At 69.4% G+C, this 17,542-nt stretch carries 39 protein-coding genes and 1 pseudogene; 15 read left to right on the top strand and 25 right to left on the bottom strand.

The annotated features are described in order from the left end of the window. Positions 1–24: 24 nt before the first annotated feature. From ACH4SE_RS29195 to ACH4SE_RS29180, 4 genes are all read right to left on the bottom strand, one after another. Positions 25–501 (bottom strand): hypothetical protein, encoded by a 477-nt coding sequence (locus ACH4SE_RS29195; protein ID WP_398546496.1) that lies wholly within the window; start codon positions 499–501, stop codon positions 25–27. Positions 502–564: 63 nt separating this feature from the next. Beyond that, positions 565–1,026, bottom strand: a complete 462-nt coding sequence (locus ACH4SE_RS29190; protein WP_398546495.1) for a hypothetical protein — start codon at positions 1,024–1,026, stop codon at positions 565–567. An 80-nt stretch (positions 1,027–1,106) separates the two neighbouring features. Then, positions 1,107–1,301 carry a hypothetical protein gene (locus ACH4SE_RS29185; protein WP_398546494.1) on the bottom strand — a complete coding sequence of 65 codons (195 nt, stop codon included), beginning with the start codon at positions 1,299–1,301 and terminating at the stop codon, positions 1,107–1,109. Between the two features lie 9 nt (positions 1,302–1,310). Continuing rightward, complete coding sequence (locus tag ACH4SE_RS29180; protein ID WP_398546493.1) at positions 1,311–1,523, bottom strand: hypothetical protein; 213 nt, start codon at positions 1,521–1,523, stop codon at positions 1,311–1,313. Positions 1,524–1,763: 240 nt separating this feature from the next. Here ACH4SE_RS29180 and ACH4SE_RS29175 point away from each other — a divergent pair, with 240 nt between their 5' ends. The 7 genes and pseudogenes from ACH4SE_RS29175 to ACH4SE_RS29145 all read left to right on the top strand — a co-directional run bounded on the left by ACH4SE_RS29175 (position 1,764) and on the right by ACH4SE_RS29145 (position 4,831). Continuing rightward, positions 1,764–2,066: a hypothetical protein gene (locus ACH4SE_RS29175; protein WP_398546492.1), complete on the top strand. Its 303-nt coding sequence runs from the start codon at positions 1,764–1,766 to the stop codon at positions 2,064–2,066. A 127-nt stretch (positions 2,067–2,193) separates the two neighbouring features. Beyond that, positions 2,194–2,421, top strand: a pseudogene (locus ACH4SE_RS29170) (helix-turn-helix domain-containing protein); the annotation flags it as partial. A 306-nt stretch (positions 2,422–2,727) separates the two neighbouring features. After that, a complete protein-coding gene (locus ACH4SE_RS29165) occupies positions 2,728–3,381 on the top strand; it encodes a hypothetical protein (protein WP_398546677.1) in 654 nt (217 codons plus the stop codon). Positions 3,382–3,475: 94 nt separating this feature from the next. Then, positions 3,476–3,982, top strand: a complete 507-nt coding sequence (locus tag ACH4SE_RS29160) for a hypothetical protein (protein WP_398546491.1) — start codon at positions 3,476–3,478, stop codon at positions 3,980–3,982. After that, positions 3,979–4,119: a hypothetical protein gene (locus ACH4SE_RS29155; protein ID WP_398546490.1), complete on the top strand. Its 141-nt coding sequence runs from the start codon at positions 3,979–3,981 to the stop codon at positions 4,117–4,119. The genes ACH4SE_RS29160 and ACH4SE_RS29155 overlap by 4 nt, the downstream gene beginning before the upstream one ends. Further along, entirely contained in the window at positions 4,116–4,412 is a 297-nt protein-coding gene (locus tag ACH4SE_RS29150) for a hypothetical protein (protein WP_398546489.1), read from the top strand. Before ACH4SE_RS29155 ends, ACH4SE_RS29150 begins: the two co-directional genes overlap by 4 nt. 80 nt (positions 4,413–4,492) lie before the next feature. After that, on the top strand, positions 4,493–4,831 hold the full coding sequence (locus ACH4SE_RS29145) for a hypothetical protein (protein ID WP_398546488.1): 339 nt from the start codon (positions 4,493–4,495) through the stop codon (positions 4,829–4,831). Here the strand turns inward: ACH4SE_RS29145 and ACH4SE_RS29140 are convergent, their stop codons facing one another. From ACH4SE_RS29140 to ACH4SE_RS29080, 13 genes are all read right to left on the bottom strand, one after another. Next, positions 4,832–5,077 (bottom strand): hypothetical protein, encoded by a 246-nt coding sequence (locus ACH4SE_RS29140; protein ID WP_398546487.1) that lies wholly within the window; start codon positions 5,075–5,077, stop codon positions 4,832–4,834. 107 nt (positions 5,078–5,184) lie between these two features. Beyond that, the gene (locus tag ACH4SE_RS29135) at positions 5,185–5,466 is read right to left on the bottom strand and encodes a hypothetical protein (RefSeq protein WP_398546486.1); all 282 of its coding nucleotides are present in this window, start codon (positions 5,464–5,466) and stop codon (positions 5,185–5,187) included. Positions 5,467–5,624: 158 nt separating this feature from the next. Then, entirely contained in the window at positions 5,625–5,927 is a 303-nt protein-coding gene (locus ACH4SE_RS29130; protein ID WP_398546485.1) for a hypothetical protein, read from the bottom strand. Next, positions 5,924–6,094: a hypothetical protein gene (locus ACH4SE_RS29125; RefSeq protein ID WP_398546484.1), complete on the bottom strand. Its 171-nt coding sequence runs from the start codon at positions 6,092–6,094 to the stop codon at positions 5,924–5,926. Before ACH4SE_RS29125 ends, ACH4SE_RS29130 begins: the two co-directional genes overlap by 4 nt. Next, positions 6,091–6,369, bottom strand: coding sequence for a hypothetical protein (locus ACH4SE_RS29120; protein WP_398546483.1), 279 nt, complete (start codon positions 6,367–6,369; stop codon positions 6,091–6,093). The genes ACH4SE_RS29125 and ACH4SE_RS29120 overlap by 4 nt, the downstream gene beginning before the upstream one ends. Beyond that, entirely contained in the window at positions 6,366–6,563 is a 198-nt protein-coding gene (locus ACH4SE_RS29115) for a hypothetical protein (protein WP_398546482.1), read from the bottom strand. Before ACH4SE_RS29115 ends, ACH4SE_RS29120 begins: the two co-directional genes overlap by 4 nt. Then, on the bottom strand, positions 6,560–6,823 hold the full coding sequence (locus ACH4SE_RS29110) for a hypothetical protein (protein WP_398546481.1): 264 nt from the start codon (positions 6,821–6,823) through the stop codon (positions 6,560–6,562). The genes ACH4SE_RS29115 and ACH4SE_RS29110 overlap by 4 nt, the downstream gene beginning before the upstream one ends. A gap of 34 nt (positions 6,824–6,857) precedes the next feature. Beyond that, positions 6,858–7,262, bottom strand: a complete 405-nt coding sequence (locus ACH4SE_RS29105) for a hypothetical protein (RefSeq protein WP_398546480.1) — start codon at positions 7,260–7,262, stop codon at positions 6,858–6,860. A gap of 16 nt (positions 7,263–7,278) precedes the next feature. Next, on the bottom strand, positions 7,279–7,611 hold the full coding sequence (locus ACH4SE_RS29100) for a hypothetical protein (protein ID WP_398546479.1): 333 nt from the start codon (positions 7,609–7,611) through the stop codon (positions 7,279–7,281). A 12-nt stretch (positions 7,612–7,623) separates the two neighbouring features. Continuing rightward, on the bottom strand, positions 7,624–7,902 hold the full coding sequence (locus tag ACH4SE_RS29095) for a hypothetical protein (protein WP_398546478.1): 279 nt from the start codon (positions 7,900–7,902) through the stop codon (positions 7,624–7,626). A gap of 75 nt (positions 7,903–7,977) precedes the next feature. Further along, on the bottom strand, positions 7,978–8,220 hold the full coding sequence (locus ACH4SE_RS29090; RefSeq protein WP_398546477.1) for a hypothetical protein: 243 nt from the start codon (positions 8,218–8,220) through the stop codon (positions 7,978–7,980). Between the two features lie 19 nt (positions 8,221–8,239). Beyond that, entirely contained in the window at positions 8,240–8,413 is a 174-nt protein-coding gene (locus ACH4SE_RS29085) for a hypothetical protein (RefSeq protein WP_398546476.1), read from the bottom strand. A 43-nt stretch (positions 8,414–8,456) separates the two neighbouring features. Further along, on the bottom strand, positions 8,457–8,789 hold the full coding sequence (locus ACH4SE_RS29080) for a hypothetical protein (RefSeq protein WP_398546475.1): 333 nt from the start codon (positions 8,787–8,789) through the stop codon (positions 8,457–8,459). 118 nt (positions 8,790–8,907) lie between these two features. On the opposite strand from ACH4SE_RS29080, the gene ACH4SE_RS29075 reads away from it, so the two are divergent. Continuing rightward, positions 8,908–9,138 carry a hypothetical protein gene (locus tag ACH4SE_RS29075; RefSeq protein WP_398546474.1) on the top strand — a complete coding sequence of 77 codons (231 nt, stop codon included), beginning with the start codon at positions 8,908–8,910 and terminating at the stop codon, positions 9,136–9,138. Beyond that, positions 9,135–9,359: a hypothetical protein gene (locus ACH4SE_RS29070; protein WP_398546473.1), complete on the top strand. Its 225-nt coding sequence runs from the start codon at positions 9,135–9,137 to the stop codon at positions 9,357–9,359. The genes ACH4SE_RS29075 and ACH4SE_RS29070 overlap by 4 nt, the downstream gene beginning before the upstream one ends. A 121-nt stretch (positions 9,360–9,480) precedes the next feature. Here ACH4SE_RS29070 and ACH4SE_RS29065 read toward each other — a convergent pair whose 3' ends face one another. Next, the gene (locus ACH4SE_RS29065) at positions 9,481–9,876 is read right to left on the bottom strand and encodes a hypothetical protein (protein WP_398546472.1); all 396 of its coding nucleotides are present in this window, start codon (positions 9,874–9,876) and stop codon (positions 9,481–9,483) included. A gap of 96 nt (positions 9,877–9,972) precedes the next feature. Between ACH4SE_RS29065 and ACH4SE_RS29060 the strand changes: the two genes are divergently transcribed. Further along, positions 9,973–10,287, top strand: coding sequence for a hypothetical protein (locus ACH4SE_RS29060; protein ID WP_398546471.1), 315 nt, complete (start codon positions 9,973–9,975; stop codon positions 10,285–10,287). Beyond that, entirely contained in the window at positions 10,284–10,877 is a 594-nt protein-coding gene (locus tag ACH4SE_RS29055) for a DUF262 domain-containing protein (protein WP_398546470.1), read from the top strand. The genes ACH4SE_RS29060 and ACH4SE_RS29055 overlap by 4 nt, the downstream gene beginning before the upstream one ends. Before the next feature lie 54 nt (positions 10,878–10,931). Here ACH4SE_RS29055 and ACH4SE_RS29050 read toward each other — a convergent pair whose 3' ends face one another. The 4 genes from ACH4SE_RS29050 to ACH4SE_RS29035 form a co-directional block, all read right to left on the bottom strand. Beyond that, positions 10,932–11,237 (bottom strand): hypothetical protein, encoded by a 306-nt coding sequence (locus tag ACH4SE_RS29050; RefSeq protein ID WP_398546469.1) that lies wholly within the window; start codon positions 11,235–11,237, stop codon positions 10,932–10,934. A 378-nt stretch (positions 11,238–11,615) separates the two neighbouring features. Beyond that, complete coding sequence (locus ACH4SE_RS29045) at positions 11,616–12,083, bottom strand: hypothetical protein (protein WP_398546468.1); 468 nt, start codon at positions 12,081–12,083, stop codon at positions 11,616–11,618. A gap of 80 nt (positions 12,084–12,163) precedes the next feature. Then, on the bottom strand, positions 12,164–12,346 hold the full coding sequence (locus ACH4SE_RS29040) for a hypothetical protein (RefSeq protein ID WP_398546467.1): 183 nt from the start codon (positions 12,344–12,346) through the stop codon (positions 12,164–12,166). A gap of 9 nt (positions 12,347–12,355) precedes the next feature. Further along, entirely contained in the window at positions 12,356–12,625 is a 270-nt protein-coding gene (locus ACH4SE_RS29035) for a GntR family transcriptional regulator (RefSeq protein WP_398546466.1), read from the bottom strand. Between the two features lie 149 nt (positions 12,626–12,774). On the opposite strand from ACH4SE_RS29035, the gene ACH4SE_RS29030 reads away from it, so the two are divergent. After that, on the top strand, positions 12,775–12,996 hold the full coding sequence (locus ACH4SE_RS29030; RefSeq protein ID WP_398546465.1) for a hypothetical protein: 222 nt from the start codon (positions 12,775–12,777) through the stop codon (positions 12,994–12,996). Between the two features lie 136 nt (positions 12,997–13,132). Here the strand turns inward: ACH4SE_RS29030 and ACH4SE_RS29025 are convergent, their stop codons facing one another. After that, positions 13,133–13,762, bottom strand: coding sequence for a GntR family transcriptional regulator (locus ACH4SE_RS29025; RefSeq protein ID WP_398546464.1), 630 nt, complete (start codon positions 13,760–13,762; stop codon positions 13,133–13,135). A gap of 400 nt (positions 13,763–14,162) precedes the next feature. Between ACH4SE_RS29025 and ACH4SE_RS29020 the strand changes: the two genes are divergently transcribed. Further along, complete coding sequence (locus ACH4SE_RS29020) at positions 14,163–14,363, top strand: hypothetical protein (protein WP_398546463.1); 201 nt, start codon at positions 14,163–14,165, stop codon at positions 14,361–14,363. A 62-nt stretch (positions 14,364–14,425) separates the two neighbouring features. Beyond that, complete coding sequence (locus ACH4SE_RS29015; RefSeq protein WP_398546462.1) at positions 14,426–15,769, top strand: integrase; 1,344 nt, start codon at positions 14,426–14,428, stop codon at positions 15,767–15,769. 296 nt (positions 15,770–16,065) lie between these two features. Here the strand turns inward: ACH4SE_RS29015 and ACH4SE_RS29010 are convergent, their stop codons facing one another. Together ACH4SE_RS29010 and rpmG are read right to left on the bottom strand one after the other, a co-directional pair. Further along, positions 16,066–16,317 (bottom strand): type B 50S ribosomal protein L31, encoded by a 252-nt coding sequence (locus tag ACH4SE_RS29010; RefSeq protein ID WP_398546461.1) that lies wholly within the window; start codon positions 16,315–16,317, stop codon positions 16,066–16,068. A 53-nt stretch (positions 16,318–16,370) separates the two neighbouring features. Beyond that, the gene (gene rpmG / locus ACH4SE_RS29005) at positions 16,371–16,535 is read right to left on the bottom strand and encodes a 50S ribosomal protein L33 (protein ID WP_167984628.1); all 165 of its coding nucleotides are present in this window, start codon (positions 16,533–16,535) and stop codon (positions 16,371–16,373) included. Between the two features lie 152 nt (positions 16,536–16,687). Between rpmG and ACH4SE_RS29000 the strand changes: the two genes are divergently transcribed. Beyond that, positions 16,688–17,422 (top strand): TetR/AcrR family transcriptional regulator, encoded by a 735-nt coding sequence (locus ACH4SE_RS29000; protein ID WP_398546460.1) that lies wholly within the window; start codon positions 16,688–16,690, stop codon positions 17,420–17,422. The last annotated feature ends 120 nt before the right edge of the window (positions 17,423–17,542 follow it).

Below are 17,542 nucleotides of genomic sequence, written 5' to 3'. Positions count from 1 at the left end.
GAGGCGGGAGAAGGACGGGGGCGGTCATGATTCTCCCCCGGCGCCCGCGAAGGGCGCACGCCCTGTGTAATCGTCAACGCGCACCCACCCATCAGGGTCGCCAGCCCACGCCCAGTGCGCGGCGTCCTGGTCGGAGGCATACGACAAGCCGTCGACCGTCCACACGTAATACCCGCGGGGCCGGTCGGACCGCACCAACTCGGCAACGGTCAGTGCCGCGGCGAGGTCTTCCACATGGTGTGCGCAGAAACCGGAGTCCTTCCAACCCGCCGGGTCGGGACGCCCACGGCCGAGGAACTCCCGTGATCCGTCCGGGTCATGGATGACCGGCAGGATCTCCCCCGGGATGAACGGCCAGTCCTGCTGTTCCGACTGGTGCGGGGTGTACGCGCCGGTGATAACGGCGAACCGGATCGCGTCAAGGGGTACGGTGCGGAGTTCGTTGAGGACGAACAGCACCTCCTCCGCGGTCGTCCCGCGCCGGGACACCAGGTCATCCATTGCCGCTCTCCTCGGTTGTCGGGGTAGTCGTCATGGTCACTCTTTCCTCAGATGCTGGCGTAGTCATGCGGCGGCCCTCCGGGCGAGCATGCGGCCCTTGGTCTGCTCGGGGGTAGGGGCGGTCCACTGGTGCCAGCCGGCGAGGTCGGTGTACTGGCGACCGTGCAGGTGCTCGGTGAGGTGGCAGTGCTGGCAGGACCCGACGACGGCGCGCGGCACGTTCTTCTCGGGGCAGGACAGGCATGTGTTGCAGACACAGGCACCCCCGGGGGCGATGGCGTGCCCGGCGTGGTTCGTGTCGAACGTCCCCGGGGCGTACCAGTACGGCAGGGCGTAGGTGGGGTTGTTGCCGACCCCATTGACGTCGATGCGGTCGATGATCAGGCGGAGCGCGTCGAGGGCAATGACCTCGTTGACGGGGTCGGCGTGGCTGATGACCTTGCCGCCGATGAACGTCTTGACGCAGCCAAGCGTCGCCGACTTGAGGATCTTAAGTTCGCGACCTCTGTAGGTGGTTTTGATCACGGTATCTCCCGTTATCAGATGGTTCATTCTCCCGCTGATGGGCGACGATCGGAAGGCGCCTGCGGGACCTTGCTGACGAGTCAGTCGATGAACCGGAAGGCCGCGAAGGCGGTCTCGCGGGGGTAACCGGTGGCCTCGCAAATGCGGTCGGCCTCGTCGAGATCTCCGCGGTTGACGGCGTCGGCAACACGCCTGGCGGCGTCCCAGTCGATGGGGTTACTGAGGTCGATCGGCTTGATGGGCTCGGGCTGGGGACTGCGGCGGAACAGGGACATGCGGGTCTCCTAGGAATTAGGGGCGTAGTAGCCGCGGACTCGGTACCTGCGGGGCATGGCCGGCTTGGACCCCTGACCGGTGACGGTGAGGGCGTGGTCGGGGAAGGCGTAGTACCCGCGGAGGACCCAGCCGGTGCCGGTGAGGATGTTCATGCCGTTGTCGTGATCGCCGACGGTGGCGGCCCGCCCGATCAGGTGCCGGTGTCGATGGGGCTTGGGCAAGTGATCGACGGAGCAGATAGTGACTTCCGTGCCTACGGGCAGCATGTGGCGCTCCTTGGTGAGCGTGACGGGGTGTGCGGTGTGTCGGCGTCTCGTCGATACGCTTCGTTGCGGACTCGACGCCTCGCGTAAGTGCAGGCAGGTCTGGCCCCGGTCGGCTTGCAGTCGGTCCGGGGCCGTTTTGCTGGCCCGTGAAGACCATAGCGAACTTCCTTGCTTAATTACAAGGAAGTTGAGAGGATGGATATGCACAGCCCCGAGGGGGATGACGAGCAAACACAGGGAGGTCCGGACTTGATCACCTTTGGGCAGATGCCCAAGCGCCTCGAAGCCGCGGGGCTACCCAAGCTGTCCCATCAGCGCTGCCGTCAACTCGCCGAGGAAGACCCCGACTGGCCGATCCCCATGGATCAGGCCATCAGGGTCGGCCGCATGCGGCTGTTCGACTGGAAGGTGCTGGAGCCGTACTTCGCCAACCGGACGAAGCGGCAAGGGCGGCGAACCGACCTTCAGGTCAAGCCGGATCAGGGAGGCGACGAGTAGTCAGACACGACAAAGGCCGGACGGTTGCACCCGCCCGGCCGATGACCTGCGGGTTGCACCCCGCTGATCCACAGAACCGCCAGTCTTCCGAGAGAGGCGCTCCGTGTCCTTGAGCGTACACAAAGCCATGTCGCCCCTGCCAGGGGGCCGGCTCGCGTTCGAGCGCGCCATACGTCGCAGCGGGCTGCCCGCCCCGGCGCGGCATGTCGCGCTGACGATCGCGACGTGGGCGGACATCAGCTCGGGTGTGATTCCGGAGCGGTTCCAGCCGTCGATCAGCACGATCGCCGAGGCGACTGGGATGAGCACGGCCACCGTGAAGCGGCACCTCGGGGTGCTGGAGGTCGAGGGCTGGCTGGTGCGTGATCGGCCGGAGATCTCGCGGGCTCGTAGGGAGCACGCGCGGACCAAGTACGAGTTGGCCCTGCCGGAGTCGGCGCGGGAGCTTGGCTCAGAGAGAGCTAAGCCCATGGCTCACACTGAGCCAAGCCATAGCTCAGAGGGAGCCCAGGCATGGCCCACAGTGAGCCACAAGAGTTCCTGTAGTTCCGATGAAGTTCCAGATAGTCCCACCTCCTCCCCAGCTGAGCCTGTCGAGCCTGATCCGCAGCCAGCCCCTGAGCCCACTGATGGCGGTGGCGGTGGCAGCGATCTTCGATCTTTGGCCATCCACATCGCTGCGTCCCTCGACTACCAGGGGAAGCCCCCGACGAGGAAGCAGCGGCAGCTCATCGAGGACCGACTCGTGGTCTGGTTGGAGGCCGGCTGGTCGATGGACGGGTTGGCGGTGATCCTCGACATTGCGGGGCAGGGGGTGCGGCACGCGCCGACGGTGTACGCGCTGCGGCTGGACCCGGAGCAGATGCCCGCCCCGGAGTCCGCGGTTCCTGCCACTGCTCGTGGTGGTGTCCGGGGCCCCGTGCCGTCTGCTGCTGAGCTTGATGCCCTGACGGCGGAGCAGTTCTTCGGCGGGCAGCCGGCCGGGGCCGCCACGACGTGGGGTGAGGCGTCGTCCCGGGCGGCCCGCCGCATGGCCGCAGGTGCCGCCCTTGAGGGCACGGATGACCGTGTGGCGGGCTGGCGGGCGGTCGGCGCCCAGTTGGCTGCCCGTGAGGCCCACAGGCCGTACAGGAACCCCCAGGATGACTCGGTGTACGACGAGCCCTGGACGTACTCCACGCCGCCGAAGCCGCCGTGGTGCGGGAACCCGGAGTGTAACGAGACCGACCGGATGCGGGACGGCCTGGACGCCAGCGGGCTGCCGTTCGTGTACGAGTGCCCGGACTGCCACCCGAACCGGGCGCAGGCTGCGTGACCTGCGGAATCAGCCCCGCGGAGAACGTCAACGCCCTGGCCAATAGGGCCAGTTCGCGAGACAATGAACCCACGCAAACCAGGAGAAAATGACCATGGAGAATGATTCCCGGCCGACTGCGGGCGTTATCACCGATGCCCAACTCGACGACCTCTACGCCGACCGTGATCGAGCCCACGCTGCCCTCCGGCGCATTGCCGACCTCCGCCGCGAGGAACGCCCGCTGGACATCTTGGGTGTTCGCCGCTACTCCGAACCCGGCCAGACCACGCCCATCGCCATAGACGGCCGCGACTCATGCGGCACCTTCTCAGACCACGTTCGCGCCGAGTGCATCGGCCTGTCGTACACGGACCGCCGGGGTGGCTACGGGCTCATCCACCTCACCGCGCAGGATGCCTTGCGCCTTGCTGACTTGCTGCGGGCCATGGCGTCGCCAGAAAGCGACCTGGCAACCACGGGCCACAGCGCCTGCTATGGGTGCGAGACGTGCGGATTCCACTGGCACGGGCGCACTCCCAGCGAGGTCGTACCCATGCATGACGGGCAGCCGGTCTGCCCCCGCTGTGAACTCGACCGCATCGAACGGGAGGCGTCGTGACCGCCCCCAACCCCGACGCCTCCCGCGCGGACCGTCTCCTCGACGAGGTACTGGCCACGCCAGCGCCCGAGCCCGATGCCTGCGAATGCGGTGACCCGTTCTGCATCTTCGCCGAGCCCGCCGAGGAGGCGTCGTGACGGCCCCCGCCCCCGTGATCCGCCGCCGTTCTCCGTGGGCGGAGGAGCTGATCGCCGACCACTGGTTCCGGGCGGGCCCGCCAAGCTGGGACGGGGCGGACGGTTACTGGATCTGCGGCCTGTGCAGTGGCCACCGCGGGCGGCACGTCCAGGCTGAGGGCGACTGGCGGAAGGCCCTGCACGCGTTCGTCCCGCAGCGGCATGCACCGTCTCACTGCAAGCCGTGCGGGCGCCGGCGACGGCACACCACGCACGCCCCGCTGTGGTGGGACGAACTGACCCGGGGCGGCTGACCTGATCTGTCCGGTTTTCGTCTCGCAGCCTGCCCGCTGGTTCGGGCAGGCTGTTGACTTTCCGGGCGAAGGGGGTCGGGGTGGACGGGGTGTGCCCGTTGTGCAAGCGCGAGGACCAGGTGTTGTCGCTGGCGGGCTACTGGGGCGGTCTGCCGCCGTCGTCGGAAAACTACCCGAAGCTGAGGCAGCCCGATGGGGCCACGATCAACTACCTGTACGCGGTCGGTGTTGCGATCGTCGGGGTGCTGTTGATGGTGGCCGGCGGCTGGGTTCTCGGGCTTCTGGTGATCTTGGCGGGGGCCGGCTGGGGGTTCGTGATGAACCGGCAGGTCACTGCCGCGGAGCACAAGCGGACCATCTGGCAGCGGTCGAAGTGGTGCGGGCGATGCGCTCACGTCTTCGACCCGAAGGCGTTCTGATCAGCCGAGGTAGCTGATTTGCAGGACGGTGATCCGCTTCAGGGTGTCGCCGATCATGATGACGGCGAGGACGTGGTCGGTGATGACCATGCGGATGATCTGGTCGTCTTCGCCGTAGGGGATGCTGTGCCCGAACGGGTCGTCGCATACGTCGGCGAGGACGAGGGTGGGTTGTTCGCTGGCCTCGGGGGGCATCGCGTCGTGGACGGCGGTGGCGGCGAGGTCGTAGTGGAGGCGGTAGGTCACGGGGTTCCTCGGCAGTTCGGGGGTGCGGAGGTGTCACCCTGTGTCGCCTGGGGGTAGCCCGTTTAGCGTAGCGGAGTGGCTGCTGTGCGTGAGGTGATTGTGGGGGATTAGGCGGCGCCGCGGGCCCGGGCCCGCTCGGCGTCGGCGCGCACCTGGTCGGTGCGGTCGATCCACTGGCCGGGGAGGGGCTGGCCGCTGGCCGCGTAGGGGGCGAGGTCGCGGGCGCGGGCGGCGGCGGCGGAGACGTCTTCGGCGATGCGCTGCCACTTCGCGAACACGGTGAGGAGTTCGTGGGCCGGCGCCCGGTTGATCTCGGCGAGGAAGCGGCTCACGACGATCGGGTTGCCGAGGGCGTCGCGGATGCTTTCGATGGTCCACGGCTCGGTCATGGTGCCTCCAACATTCCTTGGTGTTTCGAGGCTACCGGCGGGGCGGAGGGATCAACCACCTACCAAAGCTGTGGCATATGCCAAATTCTCCGTAGGTGGTCCCGCACCCGAACGCACGGCCGCCCCGCCTGCCGGGGTTCGGCGGGACGGGGCGGCGGTCAGGCGTTGCGGAGGATCTGGTACCGCAACTCCGCCTCTGGTGAGCGAGGCAGGAGCCATCCTTCGCCGTGCTGCGAGCAGTACCGGGAGTCGTCCTCCGATCCTGGGCGGAGCCAGCACCAGTCCTGCTCGTTGACGCGGGGACAACAGCCGCAGGTGGCCTCGCAGCACTCATCCTCGGGTGTGCAGTCCTCGCACCGGTCACCCGTGCAGTAAGGGGCGCTGCGGGCGGCGTCCTCGGCCAGGGCCTCCTCGTGGAGCCGGGCCAGGACTTCGGCGGTGACATCTCGGCGGGCGGTCACGGGGTCTCCTCGGGTTTCTGTCCGGCGCCGCGGCAGTTCTGCCCGTAGCGGGGGTGGCTCCGGGCGGTGATGCCGTTGCCGTGGTTCCAGATCGTGCCGTTCTTGCGGATGCGGAGCCCGTCCCGGTGGCAGACCGGGCAGGTGCCGGTGGCGGGTGCGTTGGTCACCGCGACACCCCCTCGGCGAGTTCGGCGCAGTACAGGGCGTACTTGGTGGTGTAGTCGGAGTGGCCGACCGCCTGCTGCTCGACGCGGAGGATGTCGGTGAGGAGCGCGGGGCCAAGTCCGGCCTCGGCGCGGGCGGCGTTGACCTCGGCCCACATGGCGTCACGCTCGTAGCGCACCCACTCGGGCTCGTCGCCGATCATGGCCTGCCGCTTCGGGCGCTCCTTCTGGGCGGCGGTCAGGGCCGCGTACATGCGGTCGTACATCGGGCGGGTCATCGGGTCTCCTTCGGGTCGATGCGCTTGGCGGCTTCCTGGGCGCTGTAGCCGTCACGGGACAGGTCCCGCACGGTCTCCGCGTCGTGGTGGCGGACGGCGGCGATGAGGTGGGCGATGCTGGCGCGGTTGCTGTCCCAGAGGACCGCTTCGGCGGCTTCCTCAACGGCCCGGGCGGCGTCGGACAGGGCGGTCACGGGGTCTCCTGGGTGGCGGCGAGTTCGCTGGTGAACAGCTCGGCGGTGTCGCGGGTGGCGTCGTAGCGGATGGCGCGGATGAGGAACTGCTGTACGTCCTGCGCGAGCCGGGTGTGGGCGCCGATGGCGATGCCCCGCTCGATGTCCTCGGCGATGCGGGCGGCATCCTCGGCGATCGTTTTTGCTTCCCGGGTCAGGCGCTCCCGGTCGCGGGCGATGCTGTTGGCGGTCATGCGGGTGGCGCTCGGGGCGGCGGTCACGGGGTCTCCTTCGTGGTGGTCGATCGGGGCGGAGTCAGGGGGTGCCGAGGTGGCGGGCTGCGGCGCCGGCAAGGCCTACCGCCAGGTCGTCGCGGATGCTGTCGAGGTCGAGGTCGGGGATGCCGGCGAGACGTACCTCCAGGACCATTCCGATCGCGTCCCGGATCTGGGGGCGGGTTGCGGCGAGGAACGCGGCGGCGTACCGCATGTCCTGCCGGAACAGTGCCCGCTCCGCGGCGGCCTGGGTGGACCACTCGTCGGGCTCCTGGTACCGGATCTCGACGCTGTCGTCTGTGATGTGGTGGGTGCCGGTGGCGGGTGCCCAGTGGTAGCCGTCGCCGCCGTCCATGCTGCACAGCGGGATCGGCACGTGCACCGGGGTGTGGTCGGGGACGGAAGCGAGGGCGGCACGCAGGGCCCCGGCCGTGAGCTGCTCCATCAGATCTCCAGGCTGGTCAGTGGAAGTCGCGGCGGGAGAACGAGTGGCCGCCGGAGGTGACGTACTCGCTCGGAGTGTCGTGCCAGAACCGCGGGCGGAGTGGGGCGCTCTGGTAGCCGGTGGTCTCGGTCATCGTCTGGCGCATCTCCTCGACGCTGATGTCGCGGCCGTACTCGTCCTGGATGGAGACGTCGGCGCGGCTGATGAACGCGTCCCAGTCGGCGAGCGTGGTGATGCCGCGGTCGACGTGGGCGTGGAAGAGGAACCGCCACCCGGCCGCGGACTGGCCGATGTGCAGGCCCTCGGGGTCTGTGATGCCAGGGCCGAACGCGTAGTAGTTGGTGGACACGGGGGCGCCTCCTCAGGCGGGGGTTTCGGTGCGGGCGGCGTACAGGGCCTCGCGGTGGGCGAACAATGCCTCGTTGCGGCTGTCGGACCGGATGTTCGTCTTGTCGATGACGTAGGGCCCGTAGGTGACGCCCTCCGACTCGTGGGCGGGCAGCACCTTCCCGGTGTACGGCTTGTTGTCGCTCTCATCGAAGATCACAGTGTCGTAGTAGCCGCGGGCGATCCTGACGGTCGACACCAGCAGGTGCACGTCCCCGTCCAGTACCGGGGTCTGGCGGACGATCTCGGTCATGGGTGCCTCCTCGGGCGGGTTGGGTGTCTGGTCGCCTCCTGGGGTGCACGTGCGGGACGTGCACCCGGGCGGCGATCAGCCCTGGAAGCAGGCGAAGTCGAAGGTGATGTCGTGGCCGCGGCGGTCGAGTACGGCGATGTTGTAGAAGCGCTCCTCGGGCTGCCGCAGGAGCATCGTCCCGATGCGCTCGACCTCGGCGGCGGTGAGCGCGGTCCGCTTGGCCTCGCGCTCGGGCTTGCCGGGGAGGGTGTAGTCGTAGCGGAGGGTGAAGGTGGGGATGTAGCGGCCGCGGGCGTCACGGCGGGCGGTGGTGGCCATGTCGGGTGGTCCTTCCTGGTCAGGCGGGGCGGTTGAGGGTGCGGCGCCACTGCTGGCGTTCGCCGCGCTTGCGGGCCCGGCGGGCGGTCTTCCGGTCGCGGCCGGGTGCCTGGCCGCAGCACGGGCAGTCACGGCCCCCGGGACCGTCGGGGCAGCGCCGGCCGATCATCGGGGCGGAGTTGGTGCGGGTCACGGGTGATCCCTTCACGATGGGCGATACGGGGCTGATCGGTCGGTCAGCAGTACGCGGCGCCGTGGTTGGCGCCGCCGCAGGAGCAGTCGCAGGTGGCGCGCTTGGCGTTGGTGCAGCGTCCGTCGCACGCCTTCTCGGGGTTGTGCGTCACCTTGAGCGGTTCCACTCGCATCGGGCCGTGGTCGTTGCACCACAGGCCGCGGCTGCGCATGAGGTCGTCGGTGGCGGGCGTCCGGAAGTAGGCGGTGTTGTACAGGTTCACCGGGATGCGGTCGGCGGTGTGGGCCATGGGCTTGCCGTCGCTGGTGGGCGCGAGGAAAGGCTGGCGTGCCTTGCAGCCCTTGTGCTCGCAGTAGCCGAAGAATCGCGCCGCCATGCCCCTCTCCCTTGCTCGCCGCTCTCGCGTGGCCTCGCTCTCTATGCCTTATAGATTAGGCCTAACGCGTGAGGCGTGTCAAGTGGACTGGGCCTAACGCGTGAGGCATACTCAATCCATGTTGACCAAGGAGGACATGAAGCAGGTCCGCAAGGACCACGACGACGCCTACGCCGAAGCGGACCGACAGCGCGCCCTCGCCTTCGCCCAGGCCGACGCCGAAGGACTCGCACAGAAGGACGTCATCGACGCCACCGGCTATAGCCGCGAGACCGTCCGCCGCATCACCCGCGAAGGACAGCGACTACTCGCCGAACAAGCCCCCGCCGAAAAGGGGCCCGCCGAGTGACCACCCACGCCGACGTCCTGGCCCGTGCCGTGACCACCCTGGACGGCCCGTGGGACACCACCCGGGCAGTCGCCGTGCTCCGTGACGCCGGCGTGCCGGTCGGGGCGGGGGACCGGGCGGCGGACAAGCAGGCCCGGAAGGCGTTGCGGGAGCTGCGAGACCGCGGCCTGCTGGTGGTCGTGCCCAGCCCAGGGGGCACTGTCGTGTACCGCCGCCCCTGATCGATCTACGCATTTATGCGCATGGCCCTGCCGCCTGCCCGGGCGCAGTCTTGCCCCTACCCCCGTGGTGCCCCGCCGGATTGCCCCGGGCCCCCCAACCTGCCGGCGGGGCACCGTCACGTCAGGGCTGCGGGTCGCAGGTGGTGCATGGGGTGGTGTCGTCGAAGGCTAGGAGTCCGCGGGCCTGCTCGGCGTTCTCGATGGGGGTGAGGCGGAGGGTGCTGGTCTCTGCGCGGGGGATGGTCCAGCAGTTGGCGCGGTGCATCTCCGCCTTGGGCTTCTCGCCGGGTGGGACTTTGGGGGCGACGATCACGTATTCGGCGGCGGGCCCGGCCGGCTCGCGCGGTACCTGGCTGTAGTCCTCGCCTTGGACTTGCTGCACGGTGTCGGCGGGGGTGTAGAGGGTGACCTCCGCCCACCACTTGCCGGTCTTGTCTTGCCGCCACCGGTGCAGTCGTGCGGGCGTGTCGCCGGGGAGGCGGACACGGACACGGGGCAGCTCGGACGGGTCGGACATGTGTTCGATCGTAGCTTGTCGGCGCGCGGCCTGCCCCTTCGGGCAACCCAAGGATGCAACTCTTGACTTACACTCTTGGGTTGCTACCTTGGATACATGACGACAGAGAAGCCCCGCCTCATCCCCAACGGCACGTGCTGGTGCGGTTGTCGGCGCGAGGTTGGCCTCGGAAAGTTCTTCGCCCAAGGCCACGACAAGATCGCCGAAGCCGCCTACATGGCCGTCCACCACGAAGCATCCGTCGCCCGACTCCTTGCTGACACCGGATTTGCGCCCGGCGACAAGGAGACGATCCGGGACGCTGCCCTGGACCGCGGCGGCTGGGAAGAGTGCCCGCTCGGCTGCGGCTACGCCGGAGCCCCCGCCAGCATCGCCAACCACGTTAAGAAGCCCCACAAGGAGAGGACATGACCCGCCAGACGACCGCACCGCTGGAGCACCTGAGCCTGAACGCTTCTGACCGTCAGGCACGCGAGATCGTCCGCACCTTCACCGAGGTGCTGGGAATCGAACTCAGGCCGCCCTACCAGCGCGGACAGGCGTGGACCGAAGACCAGCAGATCGCGCTCATCCGTTCGTGGCTCACCGGTACACCGACCGGCGTTGTCATCCTCAACGACCGCACCAGCCTGGAGTGGAAGGAAGCGAACGGCTACGACCCGACCGAGCGCGACGAGCCCACCTACGCGTGCATCGACGGGCAGCAGCGCATCACGGCGGCATGTGCCTGGTTCGGCAATGAGCTGGCCGTGCCCGCGTCCTGGTTCCGAGCCGAGGACGTGACTGCCACCGAGGACACCGACGACGGCCCTTACGTTCGCTGGGGCGGGCTGACCCTGCCCCGGCAGCGGCACTTCGCGAACCGCGCCCACCTCACCGTGGCCAGCGCCCGTGTCGCCACCGTCCAGGAGGAGGCCGCCATCTACTTGCTGGTCAACGGCGGCGGCACACCGCAGACCGACGCCGACATGGCAAACGCAGCGGACGTCGCCAACAGCTAGAGAGGCAGCGAGGCCCGCCCAGTGCAAGTGGGCGGGCCTCCGTCGTGAGCGTACCTACTCCGCGTCGCCCCGTGCCGCAGCCCGGATGTCCCGCTCGGTGTCCCAGGTGCTGGGGATCCCCGCGTCCTGCATGGCGTCGCGTCGCGCGTTGGCAGCCTGGACCACGGCGGCGTGCAACTCGGCGAACCGCGCGGACTCCTCGTCGGTCCACGGCCGGAGCTCGGGGGACCGGTGCCGCTCCGTCGGCGGCACCGCGGTCTTCCGCCGGTCAGCATCCACCCCCTTGCGGTACGCCTCCAGGTCCGCCCACGCCTTGTCGGCGGCGGCTTGAGCTGCAACAACAGGTGCCGGGATGTCCATGCGCGCGAGCATACGACCCGGGTCGGACACCCGTGCGACCGGGCAGGACGTGTCGCAGGCCTTCACGCACCAGGGGGCCGCCCGGCTGATGTCCCTGCCCGCGCTGCGACGGGCAGGGGCATCGTGCTGTCAGCGGCCCGTGCCACACTGCTGATGGCGACGCCCGTCTGCTACAGGGAAACCGTGGCATCCGAGAACGAGTCGGCTCAAGCCGGGCGAGCCACGTCTGCCGGGATCAGCCGGGACCGTGGGAACGGACCCTGCCGCAAGCGGTTCCCGAAACAGCGGGGCCCCAACCGCGCGGTGACGGAGTGGCCCCCGGAGACGCGAACGCCCCCGCCGGCTGAGAGTCGGCGGGGGCGGTCGCGCGTCTCGGGGTCAGCGCATCATGCGCAAAGCGACCGGGCGGGACACGGCGCCGTCCACGAGCCGGGCCAGCGCGTTCGCGCCGTGCCCAGCCGCCCGGGCCTGGGTCAACGCTTCCTCCAGTCGCGCGTCGGCAATGAGATCCAGGCGACGGGCGTAAAGCTTGGCGTCGCGCGCGGCCTCGACGGCGGCGATCTCCGGGGAGGGCTCAGCCAGGTCGTCGGAGGTGATCGTGGCGACCGCGTCGTGGCTGCTGCGGGTTTCTGCGTCCTCGAAGTGGACGAGCACCCGCAGGTGCGGGTTGCCGTACTCGTCGGTGACTTTGTCGACCTGTTCGTCGTCGATCCAGTTGCGCAGGACCTCGCGGCCGTAGTCGGCGCCGGTGCCGTCGTAGTCATCGGGCTGGTCGCCCTGGATCACGACGTACCAGATCGGGTCTTCGGCGTTGTCGCAGGCCTCGATGGTGTGGTCGAAGCGCATGGTGGTCCCCCTCGGTATGTGCCGGTTTCGACACTCAGACACTACCGGTCAATGCATTGACCGGTCAATGGGTTTACCGATTACGCCGCGAGTCCCAACTCCCGCTCCTGCTCGACCGCCCGCTGCCACTCCTCGCGCAGCCGGGCGAGCTCCGCCAGGGCCTCCGGCGACCAGTGCACCCGGCCCCCGCTCAACGCCCGTATGGCCGCGTTCACCACAGCAGCAGACCGCGCACCGTCAGCGGGCGGGGGAGTGGTGGGCATGCGCACAGGCTAACCGCCAGCACCGTCAGACCGCCCCGCCACAAACGTCCCCCGCTGCGGCACCACGATCACATCGCCCTCATCCCGCAACACCGCGATCGCCCGCCGCACCGTCGTCCGCGCCAACCCGTACTGCTGCACCAAATCCGTCTCCGACGCCATCCGCCGGCCCGGCGCCCAATCACCCCGGGCAATCCGCGCACGCAGAATCCCCACGAGCTGCCGGTACGGGGTCACCGGACCATCGTGATCAATCGTGGCGTCAGGGTCAGCGTCCATGCGATCGACGCTAGGTGTGCACCCACGAGGCGGCATTTCGAGCTACGTGCAGAGACGTCGCGATACAAGCCGCTACATTGGCCGAAGAGAAACCCCCGCGGCCGCTGACACGACCCGGGGGAATGGCCGCACGACAGGAGCGTGGCGACATGACCGAGGCTACCGGCGGACGCTGGCTCGACACAGGCAATGGACCCAAACCGCTGATGGTCGCAGCCGGCCACATCGCACAAAACGGCGAACGCACCGCCTACCAGGCCTACCTGGACCACCGGCCCGGCTGTGCGGATTGCGCAAGCATCGAGAGTGCCCTGGAGTGCCCGGAGGCTGCGCGCCTGTGGGACGCCTACCGGGCGGCCCGCACCACCTGACCGCCTGCGCGGCCCGTGCTCCCCCGTGCCGGGCCGCGCAGGTGCCCGAGGAAAATGCGGAGCGCCAATTCCGCCTGCACTCTTGCCCCCACTATGCGCGTAGCGGCACCCTGGGAGACGCCCTCCCCCCACCGCGTCAGCGCCATACCACCCGCCAACGGTCCCGAGGGAGGATGAGATCAGCAGTCTCCACCGGACGCCCGCTGTCATCCAGTCGGGTCCGCACCACTCGCAACGCCACCGTGTCCACCGGAAGCCGCAGTGCCGCAGCCTGCTCCCGGGACACCAGTACCGCGTCCACGGTGGCCGTATACGAGGCGTGGGCGCGTCGTTGTCCACGCCACCACGAGGTGACATGGATGGCCGACCGGCCGGCCGCGTCTGCGCGCTCCTCGGTCTCCCTGTTCAGCCGCAGACCCGGGTTGATGTCCAGGCGCAGTGCGAGCTCGTCGGTTGCGATGATCTGCCCGTGGCGCGTGGTCTCCACCTGCTGGCGGGGCCAGGGCGCATCGGCGTCGGCGAGGGTGAATTCGCGCACTACGACAGCGTGCGCCACCTCGACCCGCCGCCGCTCGCCTTGGGATTCGAGTACACCGCGGCGCTGCAGCAGGAGTACGGCCAGCCGGATGGTCTGTTCGTGGACCTTGTACTCGCGGCCGAGTGCCACACGGGAGGGCAGTTGGTCGCCGGGGAGCCATTCGCCGGTGGCGATGCGCTGCTCCAGGTCGGCTGCGATGCGCCGGTGGCGGGCGACATCGGACGGCATCGATTACCTCAGGCGGCAAGATCACGAGTTGGGCGGCCAGGGTAGGAACCTTGGGTGAGGCTCGATATATCGAGTCATTGCGCGCGTAATGGCTTGCCGCCCGCGGGAACGCATCCGACTCGCGGAGTCACCAACCGTCAGGTAGTGGCCAAGATTCACCCGTTCGAGTGAACTTCCCCAGGTTGGGAGGCTCGTTGGACACGGTGGCTGGCCCCGGATCAACCGCCCCCAAGTGGTGATCCGGGGTCAGTCTCCGTACAACCATCGCAGGTTACGAACTTGTTACACGTTGAACCGTGACCTTTCCTGCACATCCCCCTCACAACCCCGGTCATCCCGTGGCAGGATCGATCCACCACTTGGGGGCACTCCCGGAGAACAGCTCGAACGGGGAGGGCTCATGGAGAAACTGTTCATTGCGGATCTAGGTCCCGGTGTCGACGGATGGGCCGCTACGGTCGACGGCGACATCGTCTGCCTCGCCTCACCGCGAGTAGAAGACGACCTGGCCGCCCGGCGGAGCGTGCGCGAACTCGTCACACGGGCCGGGGGAAACTGCGCCGCATGCCGCGGCTGCATCATCGCCCGCGACGACAACTAGAACACGGTGCGCAAGGGCCGGCGCGAGGGGGTCGCCGGCCCGCGCCCGTCCAGGAGGCTCCTGTGCCGTACATCGAGGCCCGTGGTGGCAGCATCCGCGTCAGGTGGTGGAACGGCGCCTACAAGCTCGACGCCGACGGCCGGCCGACCAGCACCAAGCTGTACGACTCCGCGTCGGGCCCCGAGCGAGGCACGAAGTTCAAGGACGAGCAGGAAGCCTGGAACTACGGACTCGACCGCGAGCACGAGGTGCGGCACGGCAAGTACATCCCCAAGATCGACGGCAAGGTCCTCATGCGGGACTACTGCCGCAAGTGGATCGAAGCCCTCGACTTGCGCCACAACTCTGTGCGGAACTACCGGTCGCGGATCAACGTCTGGATCGTGACGTACTGGGGTAACCACGCCGTTGCGGAGATCAACTCCTGGGAGTACGAAGCGTGGAGGCGATCACTCCGGGCGAAAGTGGCCCGCGGCGAGATGGGTGACGTTCACTGCTCGCAGGTGCTCGGCCTGTTCAGCATGCTCATGGACGACGCCGTGAAGTTCAAGCTGCGATCCGAAAGCCCCGTGCTACCTCAGCGTCGCCGGGGCCGGTACGCGAAGAAGAATCGCGAGAAGAAGCGCCCCTTCCAGATGGAGACGCTCCACGCCCTCGCGACGAACGCCCACGCCGTCTGGGGCTACACCGGCTGGGTGTGGATCTGGACCATCGCGTTCACCGGCATGCGCCCCCCTGGGGAGATGGCCGGCCTGCGCCGTGAGTACGCATCACCGACGTGGCCCTCCTCGGATCCGGAGACCGATCCCGACCTCCGCGCCGAGGCTGCGGAGCGCTACGGGACCATGCCGGCCCTGCGTGTGCAGTGGCAGGTCCAGTACGACGGCAACAAGCGGCAGCTCGTGGAGCCGAAGTACCAGTCGATGCGGACCCTCGTAGTTCCGCCGTTTCTCCACGAGATGCACTCCGTGCTCGCCGCGTCGCACGCATCGCCCTGGGTGTTCCCGGGCCTGCGTGGCGGGGAGGTCGGCAACCACTTCAACAAGACCTACTGGGCGCCGATCCGCGACGGGGCCCCTGCGCGGACTTCCCAGTACGCGCGCGCGGAGATCCTGCCCGTGGAGGCGATGGCGGGCAAGCGGCAGTACCTGATCCGGCACTGGCACAAGGAGATGCTGTCCGAGGACAAGCACCCGAGGGTCGCGCAGGAGGCCCGCATGGGCCACGAGGTGGCCGGCGTCGAGGGTCTGTACGACAACGTCACGCCGAAGATGGAGCAGGACATCGCGGACGCGCTGCAGGCTCGGTGGGACGCGTTCATGGGTCCGGAGCATGGCCGGTGGCGACCGGACTTTCCCAAACCTCTCCCATTTCCGCCGCCGCCGAGTAGCGGTGAAGCCGACTGAGCACCTGGTACCCGGGGCGCGATGCCTTATCGTCGCACGTCATGCGGGGTGTAGGCGCCCACTGCGTCTCTGTGCGAGGAGGGGGCGATGTGGGCGCCCAGGCTGTTCCACTGATTTGATCGTGAAATCGGTCGAGAGATCGGGATTGCGCATCGGGTCTTCCTTTCACAAGGACGCGTTCCGGCGGACGGGCGCGGAGCGCGGTCGGTCCCCCCTGTGACGAGCCCGGTGCGGGAAATGTGACGGGCCGCGCCCCCCGTGGTCGGGGGGGCGCGGCCCGGTGGTTCGCGGCCGGATCAGCCGGCGCTTCGGCCGTAGCGCCGGCGGAAGCGCTCGACGCGTCCCGCGGTGTCGAGTTCGCGGGCACGGCCGGTGTAGAAGGGGTGGCTCGCCGAGGAGATCTCCACGTCGACGACGGGGTAGCTGCGCCCGTCCGTCCACACGACGGTGCGGTCGGCGGTCGCCGTGGACCTGGTGAGGAAGGCGAGGTCGCCGGCCTTGTCGCGGAAGACCACGGGGCGGGACTCGGGGTGGATGCCGTGCTTCATGGGTGTCCTCTCGCGGTGGGGTCGGGGGCCGGTGTGCGTGCCGGTGCGGGCGGTCAGCGCTCCTCGCGGAAGAGCACGTGCGCCCGGGCGACGGGGTCGTACTTCAGCAGCGTCAGCCGGTCGGGGTTGTTGCGGCGGTTCTTGCGGGTCACGTAGCTGTGCCCCGTCCCGGCGGTGGAGCGCAGGGTGACCACCGGGCGCTGTTCGCTGCGGGCCATGGGACCACTTCCTCTCCGGCTCTTGTCCGGCATGGTTGTCGTTTTCGTCTTGCGGTGGCGTCAACGCAGCCGGCCGCCCGGGCATTCCCCGGCCGGCTGCGCGGGCCGGGCGGCGGCCCTTCGGCCGTGCGGTCCCGCGTAGGCTGGGGCGGATGCGGAACGGCGACCCGGCGGAGGCTTCGGTGGCGGCCACGGACACGGGGCGGGACCCGGCGGGCTCCCGCGCGGCGGGCAGGTCCCGCACGGCGCGCGGAAGTGCCGACGGCCGGGTCGCGCGCGGCAACGAGACCCGGCGTCTGGTGCTGCGCCACGCCGTCGCCGTGGCGTCGGTGGAGGGCCTGGACGGGCTGACGGTCGGGCGGCTGGCCGGTGACCTGGGGCTCAGCAAGAGCGGCGTCTTCGCGCTCTTCGGCTCCAAGGAGGACCTCCAGCTGGCGACCGTGCGCTTCGCGATCCGCGTCTTCCTGGAGCACGTCGTGCACCCGGCGGACGAGCTGCCGCACGGCATCGACCGGCTGTGGCGGCTGTGCACGGGCTGGCTGGCGTACTCGCAGCGCCGGATCTTCCCCGGCGGCTGCTTCTTCTACGCCGTCGCCGCCGAGTACGACGCCCGGCCGGGGCGGCTGCACGACACGATCGCGGCGGCGCGGCGGAACTGGTTCTCCTTCCTGGAGCAGGCGCTGCGCGAGGCCCAGCGGACGGGCCAGGCCCGGGCCGACGTCGACGGGGCGCAGCTCGTCTTCGAGCTCTGCGCACTGATGGAGCTGGCCAACGGGGAGTCCGTCCTCCACGGCGACGACACCGGCTACCGGCTGGCGGCCCGCGGCATCCTCACGCGCCTGCGCGCCGCGGCGGCGGACCCGTCCCTCCTGCCCTCGGAGGCCTGAGCCGCGCCCCCCCGCGCGGGGCCTCTCCGGGGGCCCTGGCGACCGCGCGACCGGCCCCCGCGGCGGGAAGGCCGGCCGTGCACCGCGAGAGGCCCGAGGCCCGGCGCCGTTGCGCCGCAG

Source organism: Streptomyces sp. NPDC020983, from assembly GCF_044333485.1.
In the GTDB taxonomy this organism is placed as follows: Bacteria; Actinomycetota; Actinomycetes; order Streptomycetales; family Streptomycetaceae; genus Actinacidiphila.
The sequence above is the reverse complement of the archived record's forward strand: the minus strand, read 5'-3'. Positions and strand labels throughout refer to the sequence as shown.